The organism is Leptospira levettii (genome assembly GCF_002812085.1).
Taxonomy (GTDB): Bacteria; Spirochaetota; Leptospiria; order Leptospirales; family Leptospiraceae; genus Leptospira_A; species Leptospira_A levettii.
Map to the genome: position 1 here is coordinate 1,394,977 of NZ_NPDM01000001.1, position 18,465 is coordinate 1,413,441.

General features: G+C 36.1%; 13 protein-coding genes. 10 read left to right on the forward strand and 3 right to left on the reverse strand.

The window, feature by feature from the left end:
* Nucleotides 1-89: 89 nt before the first annotated feature.
* From CH354_RS06630 to CH354_RS06645, 4 genes are all read left to right on the forward strand, one after another.
* On the forward strand, nucleotides 90-965 hold the full coding sequence (locus CH354_RS06630) for an LIC11113 family protein (protein WP_100725804.1): 876 nt from the start codon (nucleotides 90-92) through the stop codon (nucleotides 963-965).
* Complete coding sequence (locus CH354_RS06635) at nucleotides 958-2,415, forward strand: S1C family serine protease (protein ID WP_100725805.1); 1,458 nt, start codon at nucleotides 958-960, stop codon at nucleotides 2,413-2,415. Before CH354_RS06630 ends, CH354_RS06635 begins: the two co-directional genes overlap by 8 nt.
* Complete coding sequence (locus tag CH354_RS06640) at nucleotides 2,402-3,766, forward strand: PDZ domain-containing protein (protein WP_100725806.1); 1,365 nt, start codon at nucleotides 2,402-2,404, stop codon at nucleotides 3,764-3,766. Before CH354_RS06635 ends, CH354_RS06640 begins: the two co-directional genes overlap by 14 nt.
* 62 nt (nucleotides 3,767-3,828) lie before the next feature.
* Nucleotides 3,829-4,734, forward strand: coding sequence for an ATP-binding protein (locus CH354_RS06645; protein ID WP_100725807.1), 906 nt, complete (start codon nucleotides 3,829-3,831; stop codon nucleotides 4,732-4,734).
* Here the strand turns inward: CH354_RS06645 and CH354_RS06650 are convergent.
* On the reverse strand, nucleotides 4,725-6,197 hold the full coding sequence (locus CH354_RS06650) for a hypothetical protein (protein WP_243395981.1): 1,473 nt from the start codon (nucleotides 6,195-6,197) through the stop codon (nucleotides 4,725-4,727). The genes CH354_RS06645 and CH354_RS06650 overlap by 10 nt on opposite strands.
* Between CH354_RS06650 and CH354_RS06655 the strand changes: the two genes are divergently transcribed.
* A complete protein-coding gene (locus CH354_RS06655; protein WP_100725808.1) occupies nucleotides 6,154-6,780 on the forward strand; it encodes a hypothetical protein in 627 nt (208 codons plus the stop codon). The genes CH354_RS06650 and CH354_RS06655 overlap by 44 nt on opposite strands.
* Here CH354_RS06655 and CH354_RS06660 read toward each other — a convergent pair.
* Complete coding sequence (locus CH354_RS06660) at nucleotides 6,758-8,035, reverse strand: oligosaccharide flippase family protein (RefSeq protein ID WP_100725809.1); 1,278 nt, start codon at nucleotides 8,033-8,035, stop codon at nucleotides 6,758-6,760. The genes CH354_RS06655 and CH354_RS06660 overlap by 23 nt on opposite strands.
* A 3-nt stretch (nucleotides 8,036-8,038) precedes the next feature.
* The gene (locus tag CH354_RS06665) at nucleotides 8,039-9,046 is read right to left on the reverse strand and encodes a phosphatase PAP2 family protein (RefSeq protein WP_100725810.1); all 1,008 of its coding nucleotides are present in this window, start codon (nucleotides 9,044-9,046) and stop codon (nucleotides 8,039-8,041) included.
* A 71-nt stretch (nucleotides 9,047-9,117) separates the two neighbouring features.
* Here CH354_RS06665 and CH354_RS06670 point away from each other — a divergent pair, with 71 nt between their 5' ends.
* The 5 genes from CH354_RS06670 to CH354_RS06690 all read left to right on the forward strand — a co-directional run bounded on the left by CH354_RS06670 (nucleotide 9,118) and on the right by CH354_RS06690 (nucleotide 18,425).
* A complete protein-coding gene (locus CH354_RS06670; protein WP_207762642.1) occupies nucleotides 9,118-9,939 on the forward strand; it encodes a lysophospholipid acyltransferase family protein in 822 nt (273 codons plus the stop codon).
* A gap of 102 nt (nucleotides 9,940-10,041) precedes the next feature.
* On the forward strand, nucleotides 10,042-13,416 hold the full coding sequence (locus tag CH354_RS06675; RefSeq protein ID WP_100725812.1) for a methylmalonyl-CoA mutase family protein: 3,375 nt from the start codon (nucleotides 10,042-10,044) through the stop codon (nucleotides 13,414-13,416).
* 38 nt (nucleotides 13,417-13,454) lie between these two features.
* The gene (locus tag CH354_RS06680; protein WP_100725813.1) at nucleotides 13,455-15,155 is read left to right on the forward strand and encodes a hypothetical protein; all 1,701 of its coding nucleotides are present in this window, start codon (nucleotides 13,455-13,457) and stop codon (nucleotides 15,153-15,155) included.
* Nucleotides 15,156-15,327: 172 nt separating this feature from the next.
* Nucleotides 15,328-15,975 (forward strand): hypothetical protein, encoded by a 648-nt coding sequence (locus CH354_RS18440; protein WP_243395983.1) that lies wholly within the window; start codon nucleotides 15,328-15,330, stop codon nucleotides 15,973-15,975.
* A complete protein-coding gene (locus CH354_RS06690; RefSeq protein WP_100725977.1) occupies nucleotides 15,972-18,425 on the forward strand; it encodes a C1 family peptidase in 2,454 nt (817 codons plus the stop codon). Before CH354_RS18440 ends, CH354_RS06690 begins: the two co-directional genes overlap by 4 nt.
* The last annotated feature ends 40 nt before the right edge of the window (nucleotides 18,426-18,465 follow it).

The following is an 18,465-nucleotide window of genomic DNA, read 5'->3' on the forward strand; positions in this document are numbered from 1 at the left end:
GGTCTGGGACATAATGAGAAAAGAAATCAATTGTTCGAGAGTTGATTCCGAGGGGTATAGAATCCGATACTAAAGATAGTCGGTAAACCATGAATTGGCATGTTTCAATATCATTCTCAGTCGTTTTAAGTCTATTTTCGTTAGCCAATCTATCTGCTGACAAAATTCCAACGGTTCATTCGTTACAATCATTGAACGATGAAATCATTCAATGGAAACAAGGTAAAATTTCAAAAAACTTCCAACAAAAAATTCGGAATCGTAGTGTATACCCTACGATAGACGAGAATTGCCATATACAATTGGCATCCAAAATCTCATCGGTTACTTATTACAGACTCAGTTGCCAAACAACGGAAGAACCCATTTTTATCGAATTTTTATCTCAAAATAGAAACAATATACCAAAAGAAGAATTTCGTTTAAAGTCTGTTCAACGAATTGGTAAAAAACAATATTTGGAAATCCAAACAGGACTTAAATTTGTAGGATCAAATGCAAACGAAGGTGCAAAAACTAATTTTGATGATACAGATTTGGATTACCCTCAAAAAAAAGTAAATCAGATACGAAATGAAAAACCTACCAAGGTAACCTCTTATCAACCAATTCAAAATCCAAACTTGTTCTATTTCAAATCCATTGCAGAAAATCCAAAGAGGCGAAAAGAAGTCCCTTCCAATTTAGAAATCTTTTTTGATTCTTCCTGTCCGTTGGAATTTGTAGAAAAAGACCAAAGTTTTTACTGGGATCAAACAGTTTCTTATGTTTTTCGCATTACGTGCGTTAAAGACTCTATCTATCGATTGATACGTGCCCCCTCTGCACCTACAGGTGAATTAATGGTTTCGAATACCATTTGGAAAGATCCAAAACCAGGAGAACGAGTCTTAGGGAAGGCTCTTCTTAAAAAAATTTCAGAAACTCAAATCATTTGGGAGAAAGTAATTCTGTATTATGAATAAAATCATCTTAATTTGTCTCAGTTTATTCTTATGGAGTGGGACATTATTTTCACAAACTGAATCAGAACCCGCAGTGGATTCCATTTTTCGTTCCGTAGTTCTCATTCGGAATGAAGGGTTTAACACTGAGAATAAAACCCAACCTTGGATGAAAAAAAATCTTTATACAGGGTTTGGTTCAGGATTGGTATTGCCCAATCAAACCATCTTAACCAATGCACATGTAGTTCGTGATGCAAAACGAATTTTAGTAAAGAGTAGTTTCACTAAAAAAGAATACTTAGCAGATGTAAAATTTATTGGTTATGATTGTGACTTAGCACTATTACAAGTGAATGATCCAGATTTTTCAGAACAAACAACATCCTTAAGTTTTTTAGAGGGAATTCCCAATTTGGGTTCGGATGTATTGTTATTAGGTTTTCCAAATGGAAATGACAGTTTATCGGTTGAAAAAGGATCCATTTTACGATTTGAAAAGAATCGATACACCTACTCTGGGTTAGATTATAGAAATGTTTTAAAAATATCGGCAAATATACAACCTGGCAATTCTGGTGGACCCGCTGTTCAAAATGGAAAGGTGGTTGGTCTAGTATTTCAGATCAGTACATTAGAACAAGGGATTGCATATTTGATCTCGAATGATATCATCCGACATTTTTTAGAAGATATTAATGATGGAAAATATGATGGTTTTCCAAATCTGGGATTTACATTCCAAAATGGAAATCCAAAAAGTTTAAAACAAGCAATGAAAGTTCCTTCGAGTGAAACAGGAATTTTTGTGAATCGAATTTATCCTTCTTCAACATTCTCTAAAGTATTAAAAGAAAAAGATTTTGTGACAGCAGTGGATGGAATTTCCATCTCAAACGATGGTGAACTCACTTCTTCCAATAAAAAAGAGTTCATCATCGATTGGATTGAAGACAAACAATTGAATTCAAAAGTTACGATCAGTTTTTATCGAGCAGGAAAACAAAACCAAGCAGAAGTTAATTTGCAGAAAAATTATGCATTGGAACTCTATCGAGATGGAACTGAAGATTATTTTTTGCAAGCGGGTTTTGTTTTCCAACCAATCACACGATCTTTTTTCCACTCTGAAGATGGTGATTTAGATAGTTCCTTACAATACCACTACAGTTATTTTATCCAAGACCTTCTCTATCGGTATACAACTAGAGATATTGTTTTGAGTTACACATTTAATGATCCAGAAACATCGAAGTATAAAAAATATAAATACAAAGTAGTAGAGTCGATTAACGGAAGAGTTCCAAAAGATTTAAGTGAATTTAAAACCCTTTGGAAAGAAAATAAACGTGGAATGATTGTACTAAAATTTAGAGGTATGGATCTCCCAATTGTGTTACGACCTGAATCCATTTACCAAATGAACCAACGAGTTAAAAAAAGATATGGTGCCAATTATGAAGAACTTTAAGTCGATTGTCCTTGTATCATTTTTAGTGTTGCTTACCTCCAATGTATTTGCGGAAGAGTTTGAAGACAAGCGTGTCATAGAAGCAAGGGTAACCTTTCAAAAGATTAGCCACCAAAATCCATGGTTAGTTGGTGAACCATTTAATCGCAAATTAAACATCATTCACTTAGGAAAAGGACAATTTTTTGGTGTCACTCTTTCTAAACAAAACCCCGTTTATGCGGAATTTGAATCCTTTGATTATTCTGTACCAAAATTGGCAATCAAAGCGTATGATGGTGAGACTGGCTTTCTATTATTAGAATCAAAAGGAATGCAGAAATATCCAAAACCTGTAAATTTAGATTTAAAACTGACAGACAAACATTGTCCGACTGGAAAATCTCGGTATGTTTATTTGCCTTTTTCCAAAACGCCAATCAAAGTATTGATGTTAGAACAGAAAAAAACAGAAGAGTCTGATTTTTTCTTCAAAAATCAATTGTTATGTGGAATTGCGGTTTCTGATTTTTTAATCCCAACCGAATATGTAGAATTGTTTTTACGATCTGGTGGTAAGTCATTTCCTCACCCAGGATTCTTATTCGATGTGAATCTAACTCCTTCGGAGAGAGAATATTATTCAAAATCATTTCCAAATCCACTTTTGGTATCAGAAGTGATTCCTGGTGTTGGACCAGCTTATAATTTATTCCCTGGAGATTTGGTGACCATGATCAACTCGTTTCCGCTTACGAAAGTGGATGAATGGGACCGTGCTGACAAAGTTTTGGATTTGTTATTACGTAAACCCGATGGACGTTTGCGAGAATTAGGCGAAACGATCCAACTTAAATTACATCGAAATTTTCAAAGTATCAGTATTTCTTATGATCTAAGGGCCTATGATTCTAATGATTTTTTAATTCCAGAAGAAGCAAAAGATCGCAGACCTTTGTATTTGATTGTAGGGGGATTTTTCTTTACGGAACTTTCCAATGCGTATCTCAAAGAGTTTGGTTCGGAATACAGGGTGAAGTCTGAAAAAAAATTGGTGTATTTGTCAGATTATTACCAAAAGAAAGTCCACCCAGTCAGGGAAAAAATAGTGATCCTCAGTCGTGTTTTCCCCCTAGAAGGTAACCTAGGATACCAGGACTTCCAAGATTTAGTCTTAGAGAAGGTAAATGGAACTCGTATTAGCTCCCTTAGCCAATTAAAAACTCTTTTGCAATCGGAAGAGTCCACCTACTACGCGTTCGAGTTGTCTGGAGGTAAAATCGCCTTTTTTACCAAAAAGGAGATTTTGGATTTGCAACAAGAGCTTCAGTCTACTTACAAATTGGGACGTTCTTACAACTTGGAAGACTAAAATTCAAAAATAGATTTACAATTGTTAAAGGTAAGGCAATCTAATTCCCTAAGCCATTCCTTATGAAAATCCTATTTGTTGACGACGAAGAAACAATTCGTGAATTGTTTTGGGAATATTTCAAAGACGAATTTAATGTTACATTAGCCTCCGACGGGATGGAGGCTCTTGCTATTGCCAACCAAAACACTTTTGATTTAATCATTTCGGACATCAGCTTACCTAGATTAAATGGAATCCAATTCATCCAAAAATTAAGGGCAGACGGAAACCAAACTCCCTTTTTGGTAATCACTGGAGACAGTGACATTCAAATTGCAATCGATGTGTTTCGTATGGGAGCCGTTGATTTTTTTCTAAAACCCTTCCGAATGGAAGCTCTCCGCTCTCGGATTAAAAAATTTGAAAATGCAGACATTGACCTCACCTTACTATATAATAGTGGTGAAATCACACAATTCAGCGGTGATTGCAAAATTAAATTAAAACCTCAAATCAAAAAGTTAACATCCTATATTGCTTTTTTAACCAAACAAATATTAAATTCACCTCATGCTTTACCTGAAGACTTAATCTCTATAAAAATTGTGTTGTATGAATTATTGGCAAATGCCATCGAACATGGTGTTGCGGGTGTGACTTATGCTGAAAAACAGGAATGTTTAGAATCCAACCAAGATTATTTTAAATATGTCGATGAACGATGTGCCGGTAATAATTCATCTGTTTTTGTAGAGTTACTCATGGATGATGTGGGTGTTACGATTGTGATTCGAGATGAAGGAAATGGTTTTGCCGTTTCACAAATTCCCAATCCGATTGAAAATCCAAGTGCCAATTTAGTTAGTGGACGAGGGATTTTTTTAGCTAAAATGAATATTGATTCTATTGTTTATAATGAAAAAGGAAATGAAGTTCGATTTTTTAAAACGTGGAATCGGATTGCAGGAATAACCAATCAAAACTGAATTCCTAAAGAAACATAAAACCTTATGTATTCTTTGTTAGGTTCTTTTTCTGTAAATGGTTCTGTGATGAGAACTCTATTTTTTCTAGGGTCCATTTGAGTATACGAAATACTAAATTGCGAAACTAAATTTCCATAGTCTTTTGCTTGCAGACTCAATTTGCCAATCACCTCATTTCCTCTTCCTAAAATGGAATCAGAACGGTTGATAAATACATCACTACGAATCCAAGAATTCCAATCCCAACCCAATTGTACTCCAAACATCTGATTCCCTTTGTTTTCAAAATTGGGATTTGTCGAAATTGTACGATCTCGGAACAAAGGTGGATGGATAAAATCTAAGGATTGATAGAGTAAAAAGGAAGAATAACCTCCCATTACTCTTGGTTCTGCGAAACTTGACGCATAACCATTGCTATTTGAATCAATTCTATCTTTTTCATCTTTTTTGGTGACAAGTCCTGCTAAAGCGAAACTCAATTTTTCATTTTGAGTGTGTAAAGAAAAGTATCCCAAATATGAATTGGTTGCTATTTTTGATTCAGACCATGGTGAACTAGAAGATTTGGATTCCCCTAATAACCTAATCGTTGTAAAATCAAACCTCCATGTTTCCAAAAAAGGTTTAGATTGGAATTCGATTCCCGAATAAGAATACCTGCCTGAGACTTTTTGCCCCGAACCAAGAGATTCATTTGTATTGTGATTGGGGTCTTCATACACAAAATGAAACAGCCGAAACTCTTCCCAAAATAGTATTTTTTCTGAAGAGATACGACCACCATAAAATTCTCTTCTGTAACCTGACCAAGGAGGCCCAAACCAATTTTCTAATTCAGGTTTGGCATTTAAACGAATTCCTGTTAGGCGAAATCCATATTGAGTGTCGAGAGATAAAAAGATGGCATTTGCCATTCCCACAAATACAAATCCATAACGGTCAAGTCGATTGTAACCACGGCCAACTTCCATAGAGAGTTGGATTTTCGAAATTTCCTTTCTGAAGAGGAAATTAACTTCTGTGTCATACACGGTTCTAACTTCTTTGTTCGTGATGCGGGATTCGCTGAGTGTGACACGAGGTGAGACAAAAAATCCGGATGCCCATGTTGATTGAGTGAATGAAAATAATGATGGTGTAGTTAGAATGCCTTCTGAGTGGTAACGGTTGGCTTTTTCTGAATCGATTCCACCTTTTTGGGATTGGAATTTTCCTCCCGAAACCACAGAAGACTGGAATCCGAATCCATCCTTTTCAGAAAGTTGTGGGAGCAAATTTTGGCGTTCTCCCACCTTGACCAATCCAAATTGCCGATTGGCTCGATCATCGTCCTTTACAGAGTCAGAATAGGACTGGGCACCAAGGATTTGAAAAAAAGAAAGAATGAGGTAACAAACAATCCCGATACTAGAAGGGATGAAGAAAATACTTTTGAAATATCGGCATGGATTTCTTCTCATTTTCCCTCTTCTGTTGGTTATTTTCTCTTACAGGGAAGCTGACACTCGTTTTTCCTACGACCTGAGTCGATTTTTTGAAAAAACAGACCATAGTAAAGAAGAGGGGGTGATTGTTTCTTATTTAACACAAAAAGATGCATCCAAAATTTCTTTGAGACGTAAAAAAGAATTAGCGAGAGCAATCGTAAGGTTTTCACAAAAATTACAATTACCAGATGGTACCACGTTAGGTGATTATCCACCTGTCCCTTCCTTATTTTTATTAGCTTGGGCAAAAACAAGAACTGACTTACAACCTATTAGTGAGAAAGGTTACGGCATTTTAGCACTTTCAGAATTTTTTGTAAGAGAATTTGAAATGTCATCAGGTACAAAAATCAATAGGGACTATGACATACAATTGGACTCAATCCAATTTAAAATTGTACTTTTGAAACTAAAAGAGTACTTAGCAGAAGGTAAATCAGTAAAAGACGCCTATCAGATGTTAAACAAAAATAATATTGGTCCCAATGAATGGGAAGTTCTGATTTCTAACTATAAAAAAATCTACGATTACGTTATTTCCGAAAGTAAGCCATAAAATATCCTGTGAGTAATAACCAAGATACAATTTGACCTAAAAATAGAGAAACAGCGGCTCCGTTTGCTCCGAAGTCAGGGATGATCCAATAGTCAAACAAAGCACCAAATAAAAGTCTTAATAAGGCTAGACCCGCGAGTAATCTAGGAAGTCCCAAGGCAAATAATGCAGTTCCTAGTGGAGCAAATACCAATTGTAATAAGAAATTGGGATATAGAATTTTAAAAACAGAAATAGAGTTAGTATACTTTGTACCAAATAACAATGTTAAAATGGGTTCAGCGAGTAAAATTCCTGGTGCCAAACAGATTGCTATCATTCCACCTAAAAAAACGGATTTTTTTAGAACCGTTGGGAATTCATCTGTTTCTGCGAGTCTTGCCATTTTTGGATAAATGATAGAGTTGAATGTTGCTAGAATGATGATAAATCCGCTAAACAATTGCAAGGCGGTTCCATAATCGGCCACAATTTCAGGAGGATGGAATTGGTTTAAAAAGAAAATCTCCATCCTATCTGATAAAATGGCAAAAATAGAAGCTGCAAATGCCCATAAATTAAATAGAAGCAGTTTTTTTTCATTTAATCGGACTTCGGATGGATTTGCTGAAAATGAGATCTCTTCTTTTCCAAAAAAAATAAAAAACAAAAATAAAACAAATATCGGTGCAATACAAAAGATTGCAAGAATATCCATATAAGTTAACGGATGTTCGTTCGTTTCCGAGAAATAAAAAAGTAATACTAATCGAATTATATTAGGAAGGGGATTCCAAAGAGATAATGATTTATATTTCCGATAGGAGACAAATAAACTTTCAAAATAGGAAATAAAGGAAATGATGATACCGCCAAATAACAGAAGTAATAGGACTAAATAGTTTTCGTTACTTGTAAAATAGGCAATGATCGTAATCACTGATAAGAATAAAAAAGAATAAAATTTGATCCTTAGCGATGCATTTAAAATGGCTCCTGGATTTTCTTTTTTTTCGGCCAAAGGTGAGATGTATTTGATGAGTGCATTTGGTAAACCAAACTCAGCAATCGCAAGTACAACAGGAAGGAATCCTAAAAAATATTGTAGTTTTCCATTTTCCGCTTTGCTTAGCAAATTTACGGAATAAATCATAAAGACAAGATTGGAGACCGCCGAAATTGCCTTGGAACTACTTACAAAGAAAGAGTTTTTTAAAACTCCTTCTTTCATCAGTTCGACTTTGAGAAGTTGGAAGATTTTTTTAATTTTTTGCATGTATTAGTTTTGCAAAAACTTTCCTTTTTGGATCTTTTGTAAAATCAGTGGAACAATGCATACCAATGCAAAACTAACCACTAAGTAACGAATGTATCTTAGAAATAAATCATCTTTCCAAATTGTTTTTTTAATCAAAATTCCAGGGATTACATAAAACAACGCCATCACAATTACTAAGATGGAAAGTCTTACAAAAAAAGTTTTCCAAAAAACTGCGAAAACATCAGAACCGAATTGGAAATTGATAGTGGGCATACTCCAATCCAAAAATTCTTTTTTGCTAAATCTTGGGTAAAATAAGATTCCAAGCCAAAATCCTCCAAGTGCCCCACTCGCCATTAAAACTCCAGATAAACTATGATGGTGTTCCTCTGTTAAGAAAGGAGAATCGAGTGTTATTGGTAGCAAGGTAAGCACAATGCCCAATAAACCTAATGTTCTATATTGGTTTGTAAAAAGAAACGATTCCACTTTGTTTGAGTAATATTTATTTAATAATAACAAAACAATGATTAAGTGTAAAATACCCAAAACAAATCCTAAAGTCACGTCTCCCAAATAATGTACTCTTAAATACATTCTGGAAAATGGCATAAACAAAATAATGAGTATGGACAAAATTCGAAACCATAATTTGGGAATACGGTACGCTAACAGACCCCATACGACAATCGCCGAATAAACATGCCCAGAAGGTAAACCAAACGCTTTTTCATCAAATGTTTCTGGATAAGGGAATGGTCTTGGGCTTTCCAAATAAAATTTCCAAAGTGAAACGGCAATGCCTGAGGTTAATAGACCTAAAGAAAGTTCAAAAGCAAGTTTTGGTCGGTAATACAGGTAAACAAAAGAGATAAGACCAAGGAAAAAACTACTTCCACCCAAATAATGGCAGATGGTAGAAATCACAAAAAAGATTCCTCCAAGGGAAGGGTCCAAGATGTGTAAGGCATCGAGTGGACCTGATGAGAACCATGGGGATGTTTCGGCTAAAAAGAGTTCTTTCATAGGATTTTCCATCTAAGATGAAAATCGAACTTGATTTCATAAAGTTTTATTTTGAAATATGTGATGTTTCTATGGAACCTAACCCAAATCCCGCTGATATTTTAGAAAGTTTGTTTGTGATTCCTCGTGAGGTGCCAAAAACCATCCTCCGTAACCTTTTAGAGCTCATTTATGACGTAAAAGTAGCTGGTTCCGAGAATATCCCTGAATCAGGTGGGGCCCTCATCATCTCCAATCATACTGATTATTTGGACATTCCTGTCCAAGGTGCCTTTGCAGATCGTAAAATTGTTTATTTAGGAAAATATGAACTTTTCCACCCCCAAGAAGAGATTATGGCCATTATCAACCATAAAAATTCTCCTTTTCATTACCCACCCCTCAGTCTCACAAAACCTGTGATTGAAGTTTTATTGAACTCACTGGGAAGTGTGGTGAAAAAAAATTTAATCAATTGGGGGAGTATGCCCATCATTCGAAATGCTGCGAAAGAATCAGAAATGGACAAACGGGCAGCGATGGAATACTATGAAAAACTAGAGAATTATATGGTGGATCTGATGAAAGAGGGAGAATTGCTTTCCATTTACCCAGAAGGTTCACGTTCCGAAACAGGAGAATTACAATCCTTTCGTGCCATGGCGGCAAAACTAGCGATCCGCGCGGGTGTTCCCATCATTCCATCTGGGATCGTAGGGGCGACCAATATGTCCAAACCCAAGGCATTTCTTACCGGAGATGCTTTCAAAACAAAGATTCGTTACCAGATTGGAAAACCCATTCCACCCTCCGAGTTTCCGACTGGCCCTGAGAAAAAAGCCGCAAAGGAACTCACTGAAATCTTGGAAAACAAGGTGAGAGAGTTGATGAAACAGGCAGAATCCATCCTTTAGTCTCGACTTTTAACGAAAATATGGCATGATCAGAGTAGTTATGTCATTCTCGTCACATTTTCCAATTGAATCCAGGACTATGCTCATAGAACGTTGTTCTCTATGAGCACCGAAATTCTGACTTACTCCCCTCAAAACAAAATCCGCTTTGTGACCGCGGCCTCTCTTTTTGACGGACACGATGCTTCCATTAATATCATGCGTAGGATCTTACAACAAAGTGGAGTGGAAGTGATCCACTTAGGTCACAACCGTAGTGTCCAAGAAATCGTTCAATGTGCCATCCAAGAAGATGTCCAAGGAATTGCCATCACCAGTTACCAAGGTGGTCACGTAGAATACTTCCAATACATGATTGATTTGTTAAAAAAAGAAGGAGCAAACCACATACGGGTGTTCGGTGGTGGTGGGGGAACGATTTTACCTTCTGAAATTCAAATTTTGCATCAATATGGCGTTGCACATATTTATTCACCTGATGAAGGTCGTACCCTCGGACTTCAAGGTATGATCAATGATGTGGTTAAACAATCTGATTTCGCAACACCACTGTCATTTAACGGTGATTTGGCGTCACACATTCAAAAGAAAAACTATTTAGCTTTGGGACAAGCCATCACACAGATGGAATTTTCTCTTTTGCAAGAAAAAACAAAGTATTCAATCAATTTGGAATTTCCACCTGCTAAAAAAACAATTCCTGTCCTTGGGATTACTGGTACAGGTGGAGCTGGAAAATCATCATTAACGGATGAGCTTGTTCGTCGTTATCTGGATGATTTTCCAAACCAAACCATTGCGATTTTATCGGTAGACCCTTCCAAACGAAAAACAGGTGGTGCACTACTTGGTGATCGTATACGTATGAATTCCATTTTCAATGATAGGGTTTACATGCGTTCGTTTGCCACAAGAGAAGCAAACATTGCCATGAACCGAAGTGTAAAAGGTGCCATCCAGATTCTTAAGTCAGCTGGTTATGATCTCATCATTGTGGAAACAGCAGGAATAGGGCAAAGTGATTCTGAAATCACAGAAGTTGCGGATGTATCATTGTATGTGATGACACCAGAATACGGTGCTGCCACTCAATTGGAAAAAATTGATATGATCGATTATGCGGACGTCATTGCGATCAATAAATTTGATAAACGTGGTGCCCTTGATGCCTTAAGAGATGTCAAAAAACAATACCAACGTTCCCGTAATTTATTCAATGATACCGTCGATAGTATGCCAGTGTTTGGAACTATTGCTTCTCAATTCCAAGATGCCGGGACAGATGAATTGTATGCCCACTTGATGGGAGTGGTGATTCAAAAATCAAATTTAGATTGGAAATCAAAATACCAAAAAAACCAAGTTGGAAGAGAAGCATCCGTTGTACTACCTCCAGACCGTGTTCGATACTTAACAGAAATCAAAGAAGAAATTGATCGAAATGCAGAATGGATCAAAAAGGAAGCCGACCTTGCTCGTTCCGCCTACCAACTGAAAGGTGCTATAACTTTACTTTCCAAAAAAGGAAAATCAGTAGTAGATTTGGAATCTGAATACCAAACAACTTGGAATTCTTTATCCGTAGATTCAAGAAATACCATTGAAACTTGGTCAGAAAAAATTGAGTCCTTTCGTAAGGAACAATATTCTTACTTTGTCCGTGGCAAAGAAATCAAAGTTGATAATTATACTGTATCATTAAGTCATCTTAAAATTCCAAAAATTGCCACTCCACGATTTGTGGATTGGGGTGATATTTTAGAATGGTCTTACCAAGAAAACTTTCCAGGATTTTTCCCATACACTGCAGGTGTGTATCCATACAAACGAAGTGGAGAAGACCCAACGCGTATGTTTGCAGGCGAAGGTGGACCAGAGCGTACCAATCGAAGGTTCCATTATTTAAGTTCGGGAATGCCCGCCAAACGTCTGTCAACTGCCTTTGATTCTGTGACTTTGTATGGAGAGGATCCAGACATACGACCTGATATTTATGGAAAAATTGGAAACTCTGGTGTCAATGTTGCAACGTTAGACGATGCAAAAAAACTTTATTCAGGTTTTGATCTTTGTGATCCTTCTACTTCTGTTTCCATGACGATCAACGGACCTGCACCAATGGTCCTTGCTTTTTTTCTCAATGCAGCAATTGACCAAGCTTGTGAAAAGTACATTCGGTCGGAAGGAAAAACAGAAGAGGTCACATCCAAAATCAAATCCATATTTGATTCAAAAGGATTACCTGTTCCAAAGTTTGATGGAAACTTACCAGAAACAAATAATGGTTTGGGATTACTCTTACTTGGGGTTACCGGAGATGATGTCCTTCCAAAAGATACATATGAGAAATTAAAAAAAGATGCTCTTTCTCAAGTGAGAGGAACTGTCCAAGCGGACATTCTAAAGGAAGACCAAGCCCAAAACACATGTATTTTTTCGACAGAGTTTGCGTTGAAGATGATGGGTGATATCCAACATCATTTTATTCAAAATCAAGTTCGTAATTTTTATTCCGTTTCTATTAGTGGTTACCACATAGCAGAAGCAGGTGCCAATCCAATCACTCAGGTTGCCTTTACTCTAGCAAATGGATTTACGTATGTGGAATATTATCTTAGCCGTGGGATGGACATCAATGACTTTGCTCCGAACTTGTCCTTCTTCTTTTCCAATGGAATTGATCCTGAGTATTCAGTGATTGGTCGTGTGGCTAGACGGATTTGGGCGAAAGCAATGAAGTTCAAATACAGAGCGAATGAACGCTCGCAGATGTTAAAGTATCACATTCAAACTTCTGGAAGGTCACTTCACTCTCAAGAAATTGACTTTAATGATATTAGAACCACATTGCAAGCCTTATATGCAATTTATGATAATTGTAATTCCCTTCATACAAATGCCTATGACGAAGCAATTACAACACCTACAGAAGAATCCGTTCGGCGAGCTGTTGCCATCCAACTTATCATCAATCGCGAGTTAGGTCTTGCTAAAAATGAAAATCCATTACAAGGAGCTTTCATCATTGAAGAACTGACCAATTTGGTAGAAGAGGCAATTCTCACCGAATTCAATCGATTGACAGAACGTGGGGGCGTACTCGGTGCAATGGAAAGAATGTACCAAAGGAATAAAATCCAAGAAGAGTCCCTCCATTATGAAACTTTAAAGCATACTGGTGAATATCCGATCATCGGAGTGAATACATTTCTCAATCGAAATGGTTCCCCAACAGTGATTCCTGGGGAAGTGATTCGTTCGACAGATGAGGAGAAACAACAACAAATTGGCAATTTGAAGGCATTCCAAAAAGCAAATGTTGGCAAAACGGATTCCGCGATCACAAAATTAAAACAAGTAGCTCGTGCCAAAGAAAATATCTTTCAAGAGTTACTAGAAACGGTGAAAGTGGCGTCTTTAGGGCAGATCTCACATGCATTGTATGAAGTGGGAGGTCAGTACCGCCGCAATATGTAAAAAGGATAGGGTAGGAAACATCTACCCTTGGTAATGTTATGATTTCCTGGGACTTGATTAAAAAACATAAATTGGGAATTCCTTTGTTATGGGACATCACAATGGTGTTTGTTGTCCTTGGAAATTTAGCTCTTATTATATTTGATTTGAGTTATTTAAGTTTAAGGCCATTTTATTTTCATAAATTCCCAGAAATCCTTTCCATGTATGACAAACCCATTTTAGGGATTGAAGCACATCGAACTACAACAGCATACACAGATTTGGTGGATGATCTTAAATACCTAACTCAATTACGAGATGATGAGTTTCGAGAAAACCAAAGAAAAAACACAAGAGAAGAAATTTATAAAGTCTTAACTTCTCTTAAAACACAAGTTGCCAACGAAAAATTTGATTCACTTTACATTGGTTTTGAAGCAGCACTCAAAATCGAAGACATACAATTACGACGAAAAAAAGTCGAAGAGATTCTTTTCCTATTGAATGAATTTTTTAGTGTGATGGAAGAGACAGACGAGATCACAACTTTAAGTGAACTTTCTGAAAAGTATGCTTTTATCAATCGATTGAGTATTGAGACCAATGAATCAAAAGAAATTTTGTCAATTATCCAAAAAATGGACAAACGAATGTTAGAGATTGTGGAGAACAATCCATTTGCCATGTCTGGACAAACACAATTTCTATTGGATATCCAATCAAAAATTAAAAATGAATACCAAACTCATAAAACAAAAGCACGAGATTTAAAACTAAGACAAGAATTGGACCCAATTTTAAATCGGGATCGAATTCCTTCTACAGTTGTTGCTTTTGCATGGTTTTGGAGAGACCAAAATCGATCATTGGAACAAAAAATTGAGTTTTTTAATGCAAACTTTCGAGAATACTTTGCACTCAATTATTACCGAGCAATCTCTTCGGATGGAACACCTGTTAACAACTATTTACTGTTAGATGCACCATTTTTATTTTTCTTTTTGGCAGAGTTTGTAATCAGTTGGTTACTTGCCATCAAAAACAAAACATACATAGCTTGGTTTTTGTATCCTATTTATCATTGGTATGACGTTTTGGGACTCATACCAATCGTAGAATTTCGTTTTTTCCGTTTGGTTCGTGTCTATAAAATTTATTTAATGTTACAGACAAATCAATTCACCAAAATATTGGGAAATGATTTGATTAGTAAAACATTACGTTATTATTCAAATATCATTAAAGAAGAAATTTCTGATATTGTCACCATTCAAATTTTAACAGAAACACAAAACGAAGTTCGTTCAGGAAATTCTCTTGATCAATTGGTAAATGCCATCGACCAAAACCGAGCAGAGTTAAAAAAAGTAGCACTTAAAAATATAGCACAGTCGGCACAAAATCCAAATCTACAAGCTTTGATTCAAAATTTAGTGACGGAAGTATCTGAAAGAGTATCTGCTAATATGAAACCCATTTCTTTACTTCCAAAAGAAATGCAAGCTAACCTTACAAAACAAATTAGTTTGACCATTTATTCTGCGGTTTCTCAAGCCACAGTTGCGATGGCGACTGATCCATCAGGTCGAAAATCGATAGAGAACCTAATTGATTATTTGATAGATGAGATGATCCTTGTTGCACAAGACCCAGATATGGTAAAACTTAATACCAACATTTCTGTTGCACTCATTGAAAACATGAAAAAATCCATTGGCGAGAAAAAATGGCTTAAATCAGAAATTGGAAGTAGTTAATTCTATTTTATCGTTTTAGAACTGGGACAATCCTTTCATTTTTCGAACAGCGTTTTCACTAAAAAAAATGTCTTGTTTTCTTTCGGAAACAAGATGGAATCAATCCACTTTGGTAAATCTAGTAAAGATATTTCTATCCTTGGCTTTCTGGTCAATTGTAGGAGGAGAAATCATGGCGAATCCAAATCCAGTGGAGACAAAAAAACAAATTAAATCTACGAATGAAAATTCGGATTCCTCTGCAAGATCTACAAATCCAAAAAATAGAAAAGTAAAAACAAAGACCAATTCGAATGTATCTTCATCTCTTCCCTCTAAAAATGGAAATAAAACAGTAACGATAAAACAAAATCTGAAAGCGAAACAAAATAACGTATCTAAAGAAATACCTCCAAATCTTACAAATTTGAAAAACCATAAAGGAAATTGGAAACCAATGGATTTGTTTTGGGAAGAGAGTTCTGGAGCCGTTGCACCTGAATATAGGTATGCAAAACAATTCCATCTATGGACAGACTCCAAAACTATTCACTTAACCCGAAAAATCATGAAGAATGGGAAACTTCAACTAGAGGAAACGAAAGACATATCGCCCGTCCAGTATGAAAAATGGATGAATCATTTTTTAGACATGGGTATTTCACAATTCCCATATGAAGAGATTCCCGAAGAACAAATCACTGGGATAAGTTATAATTTTGTAGAATTTCGATTTGGGTCCACCAAATCAAAGTTTTATTATCGGTTAGAAGAAATTCAGCAACCTGAATGGGTACAAAAAAAGGAAATAATAAAGTTTATAGAAAGGATGAAACCATGAATCTGAAAATAAAATCATTAATACTCGGAGTTGTATTGTTCTCATTCCATACAACTTTTGCGGAAGAGTTTGACCCAAGTAGTGTTCGTTCACCTGGTTGTAAACCTGGAACCTTTTCTTGTGGTTACATCCCGAGTCCAAAAGAAGTACAAGATACAATTCCTCTCAAACGTGATTTTAATTCGTTTGAAGACTTACCAAGTTCAATTGACTTATCATCACAAATGCCACCTGTTGGAAACCAAGGAAGGCAAAATAGTTGTGTTGCATGGGCTACAGGTTATGCGATCAAATCCTATCTACTAAAGAATAAGGGCCAAAGCACCGAGTATGATCCGCCGTTTGCTGGTGGAAAAGGAAACTTTGTGTTTTCACCAGCCTTCATTTACAACCAACAAAATGGGGGAGAAGATAAAGGATTATACTATTACAAAACTATGGAATTCTTAAAATCCAATGGTGTGGCACCATGGAGCAGTATGCCTTATACAGACAAAGATTATTTGTCACAACCAACTCAAGAATCGAAACAAGAAGCTCTCAAATATAAAATAAAATCATTCTCTCGATTGAATTTTAAAAACCCAGACGAAATCAAGCGCGTATTAGCTGGCAAGAATGTTGTGATGGTTGGTATGATCATAGATGATGCTTTCTATAAATTGAAAGGTGCCACTGTTTATGATGCGAATAGTGGCCAAAGTTATGGTGGCCATGCCATGACAATTGTTGGATATGATGATAATAAAAAATCGAAATCGGGTAAAAAAGGTGCCTTTAAATTACAAAACTCATGGGGTACAAACTGGGGTGATAATGGATTTGGATGGGTATCCTATTCGATGTTGGCTAAAGTTGGACAAGAAACATACGCGATAATTGATGAGCCAGCACCACAGAATACAACAACGCCAGTTGTGAGTGTTAATCCCACTAAAAAACCTATTTTAGCTCCCACTGAAATTAAAGTTTCCAAAGGTGACTTCGATAATAAAATTCTACTGACTTGGAAACACCAAGAATCTGCAGTCGCTTACCTAATTCAAAGAAAGGAAGAATCTGATTTTTATGACTTAGCATATTCAGACAAACCAAGTTTTACCGACCTATCTGTTTCACCAAACTCTACTTATGCGTATCGAATTTTAGCTATTGGAGCTGAAGATGTTTCAGTTGCCTCATTAGAAGTAGAGGGATTTACATCGTCGGAACCATCACAAGATGGTAATTTGACACAAGTTGTTGGTCTCAGTGGAGTTGTTTTTTCGAATGGAAATACAACGAGTGTCCAATTGGCTTGGTCCGAAATTGATGGTGCCGCAAACTATACAATTGCTAAATCAGATTCGACTTTTAAATGGAAAACCATTGGGACAAGTAAGTCACCAGATTATGTAGATAACTCTCCTAAATCAGGAGAAGTGAATTATTATCGTGTAAATGCTGTCATCAATTCCAAACAATCATCAGATTGGAGTGATTCCATTGCTGTTGAAGTAGCCAATCAATCTTTATTACCAAACCAAGTTAGCAAGTTGTCAGCATCAAATGGTGATTATGCAAATAAAATCCAATTGAATTGGAAAGCTGCGCCTGGTGCTAAAAATTATTTTTTATTTCGATTTGATGAGAATGCAGAACCTTCGGGTCAATTCGAAGTATCTGGTACATCGTATACAGATTCTGATACAACCATTCAAAATGGAAAATCATTTATATATACAGTGATAGCTGCAAATGACTTAGGTTATGCGGAACCAAGTGAAGTTGCTTTTGGAAAAACGGATCCTGGTTTGACAAAACGTGCGGGTGGTGTGACACTTCCTGCTCCAAAACAATTGATTACAAACCCAGTTGGAAAAGATAAAATGGTCAGTTTGAAGTGGGATTCGGTGAAGGATAGTTTTGAATATTATATCTATCGAAAACCAATCCAGAATGGTAAACCTGGTAAATTAGAATTTGTATCCAGTGTGGAATCAAAGAAGACAAGTTTTACGGAAGTGTTTCCTGGAAAATCTGGTGATCTTTTTTTATACACTGTTCGCTCCAAATCAGAGTTTGGTGCTGAATCCAAAGATTCAAATTTTGTTTCGGTTTTTTGGAATGAACCAAAATCCGTTGTAAAAAAGAGAGCCATGTCTTTAGAAGAATTGCCAAATCAATTTACTGGAAAATGGACTTCTATGTATTGGAATCCAAAATTAGGTCCACAAAATTTACAGATGGAAATCACCGGTAATGGACAAGATTTTACTGCAAAATTAAAGTTAAATGATAAGGAAATCAGACAATTCTCTGGATCTTGGACTCCTGGAAGTAAAATGATCAAAACAAAAGGATTTAGTTTAGAACTATCCAATGTCATGGATGGCAATTCTTTGGTACAGTTCCAATCCATTAAAGAAATTGAAAATGGAATGGAACTGAGTTTCGAAAAAGAAAATTAAACGAGTTAATTCCCTTCTGTAAAGGGAATTGTGAATTTTG

Excerpts from the sequence above, each read along its gene's own strand:
- CH354_RS06630 (WP_100725804.1), top strand. The coding sequence starts at position 90 with ATGAATTGGCATGTTTCAATATCATTCTCAGTCGTTTTAAGTCTATTT.
- CH354_RS06635 (WP_100725805.1), top strand. The coding sequence starts at position 958 with ATGAATAAAATCATCTTAATTTGTCTCAGTTTATTCTTATGGAGTGGG.
- CH354_RS06640 (WP_100725806.1), top strand. The coding sequence starts at position 2,402 with ATGAAGAACTTTAAGTCGATTGTCCTTGTATCATTTTTAGTGTTGCTT.
- CH354_RS06645 (WP_100725807.1), top strand. The coding sequence starts at position 3,829 with ATGAAAATCCTATTTGTTGACGACGAAGAAACAATTCGTGAATTGTTT.
- CH354_RS06655 (WP_100725808.1), top strand. The coding sequence starts at position 6,154 with ATGAAGAAAATACTTTTGAAATATCGGCATGGATTTCTTCTCATTTTC.
- CH354_RS06650 (WP_243395981.1), bottom strand. The coding sequence starts at position 6,197 with ATGAGAAGAAATCCATGCCGATATTTCAAAAGTATTTTCTTCATCCCT.
- CH354_RS06660 (WP_100725809.1), bottom strand. The coding sequence starts at position 8,035 with ATGCAAAAAATTAAAAAAATCTTCCAACTTCTCAAAGTCGAACTGATG.
- CH354_RS06665 (WP_100725810.1), bottom strand. The coding sequence starts at position 9,046 with ATGAAAGAACTCTTTTTAGCCGAAACATCCCCATGGTTCTCATCAGGT.
- CH354_RS06670 (WP_207762642.1), top strand. The coding sequence starts at position 9,118 with ATGGAACCTAACCCAAATCCCGCTGATATTTTAGAAAGTTTGTTTGTG.
- CH354_RS06675 (WP_100725812.1), top strand. The coding sequence starts at position 10,042 with ATGAGCACCGAAATTCTGACTTACTCCCCTCAAAACAAAATCCGCTTT.
- CH354_RS06680 (WP_100725813.1), top strand. The coding sequence starts at position 13,455 with ATGATTTCCTGGGACTTGATTAAAAAACATAAATTGGGAATTCCTTTG.
- CH354_RS18440 (WP_243395983.1), top strand. The coding sequence starts at position 15,328 with ATGGCGAATCCAAATCCAGTGGAGACAAAAAAACAAATTAAATCTACG.
- CH354_RS06690 (WP_100725977.1), top strand. The coding sequence starts at position 15,972 with ATGAATCTGAAAATAAAATCATTAATACTCGGAGTTGTATTGTTCTCA.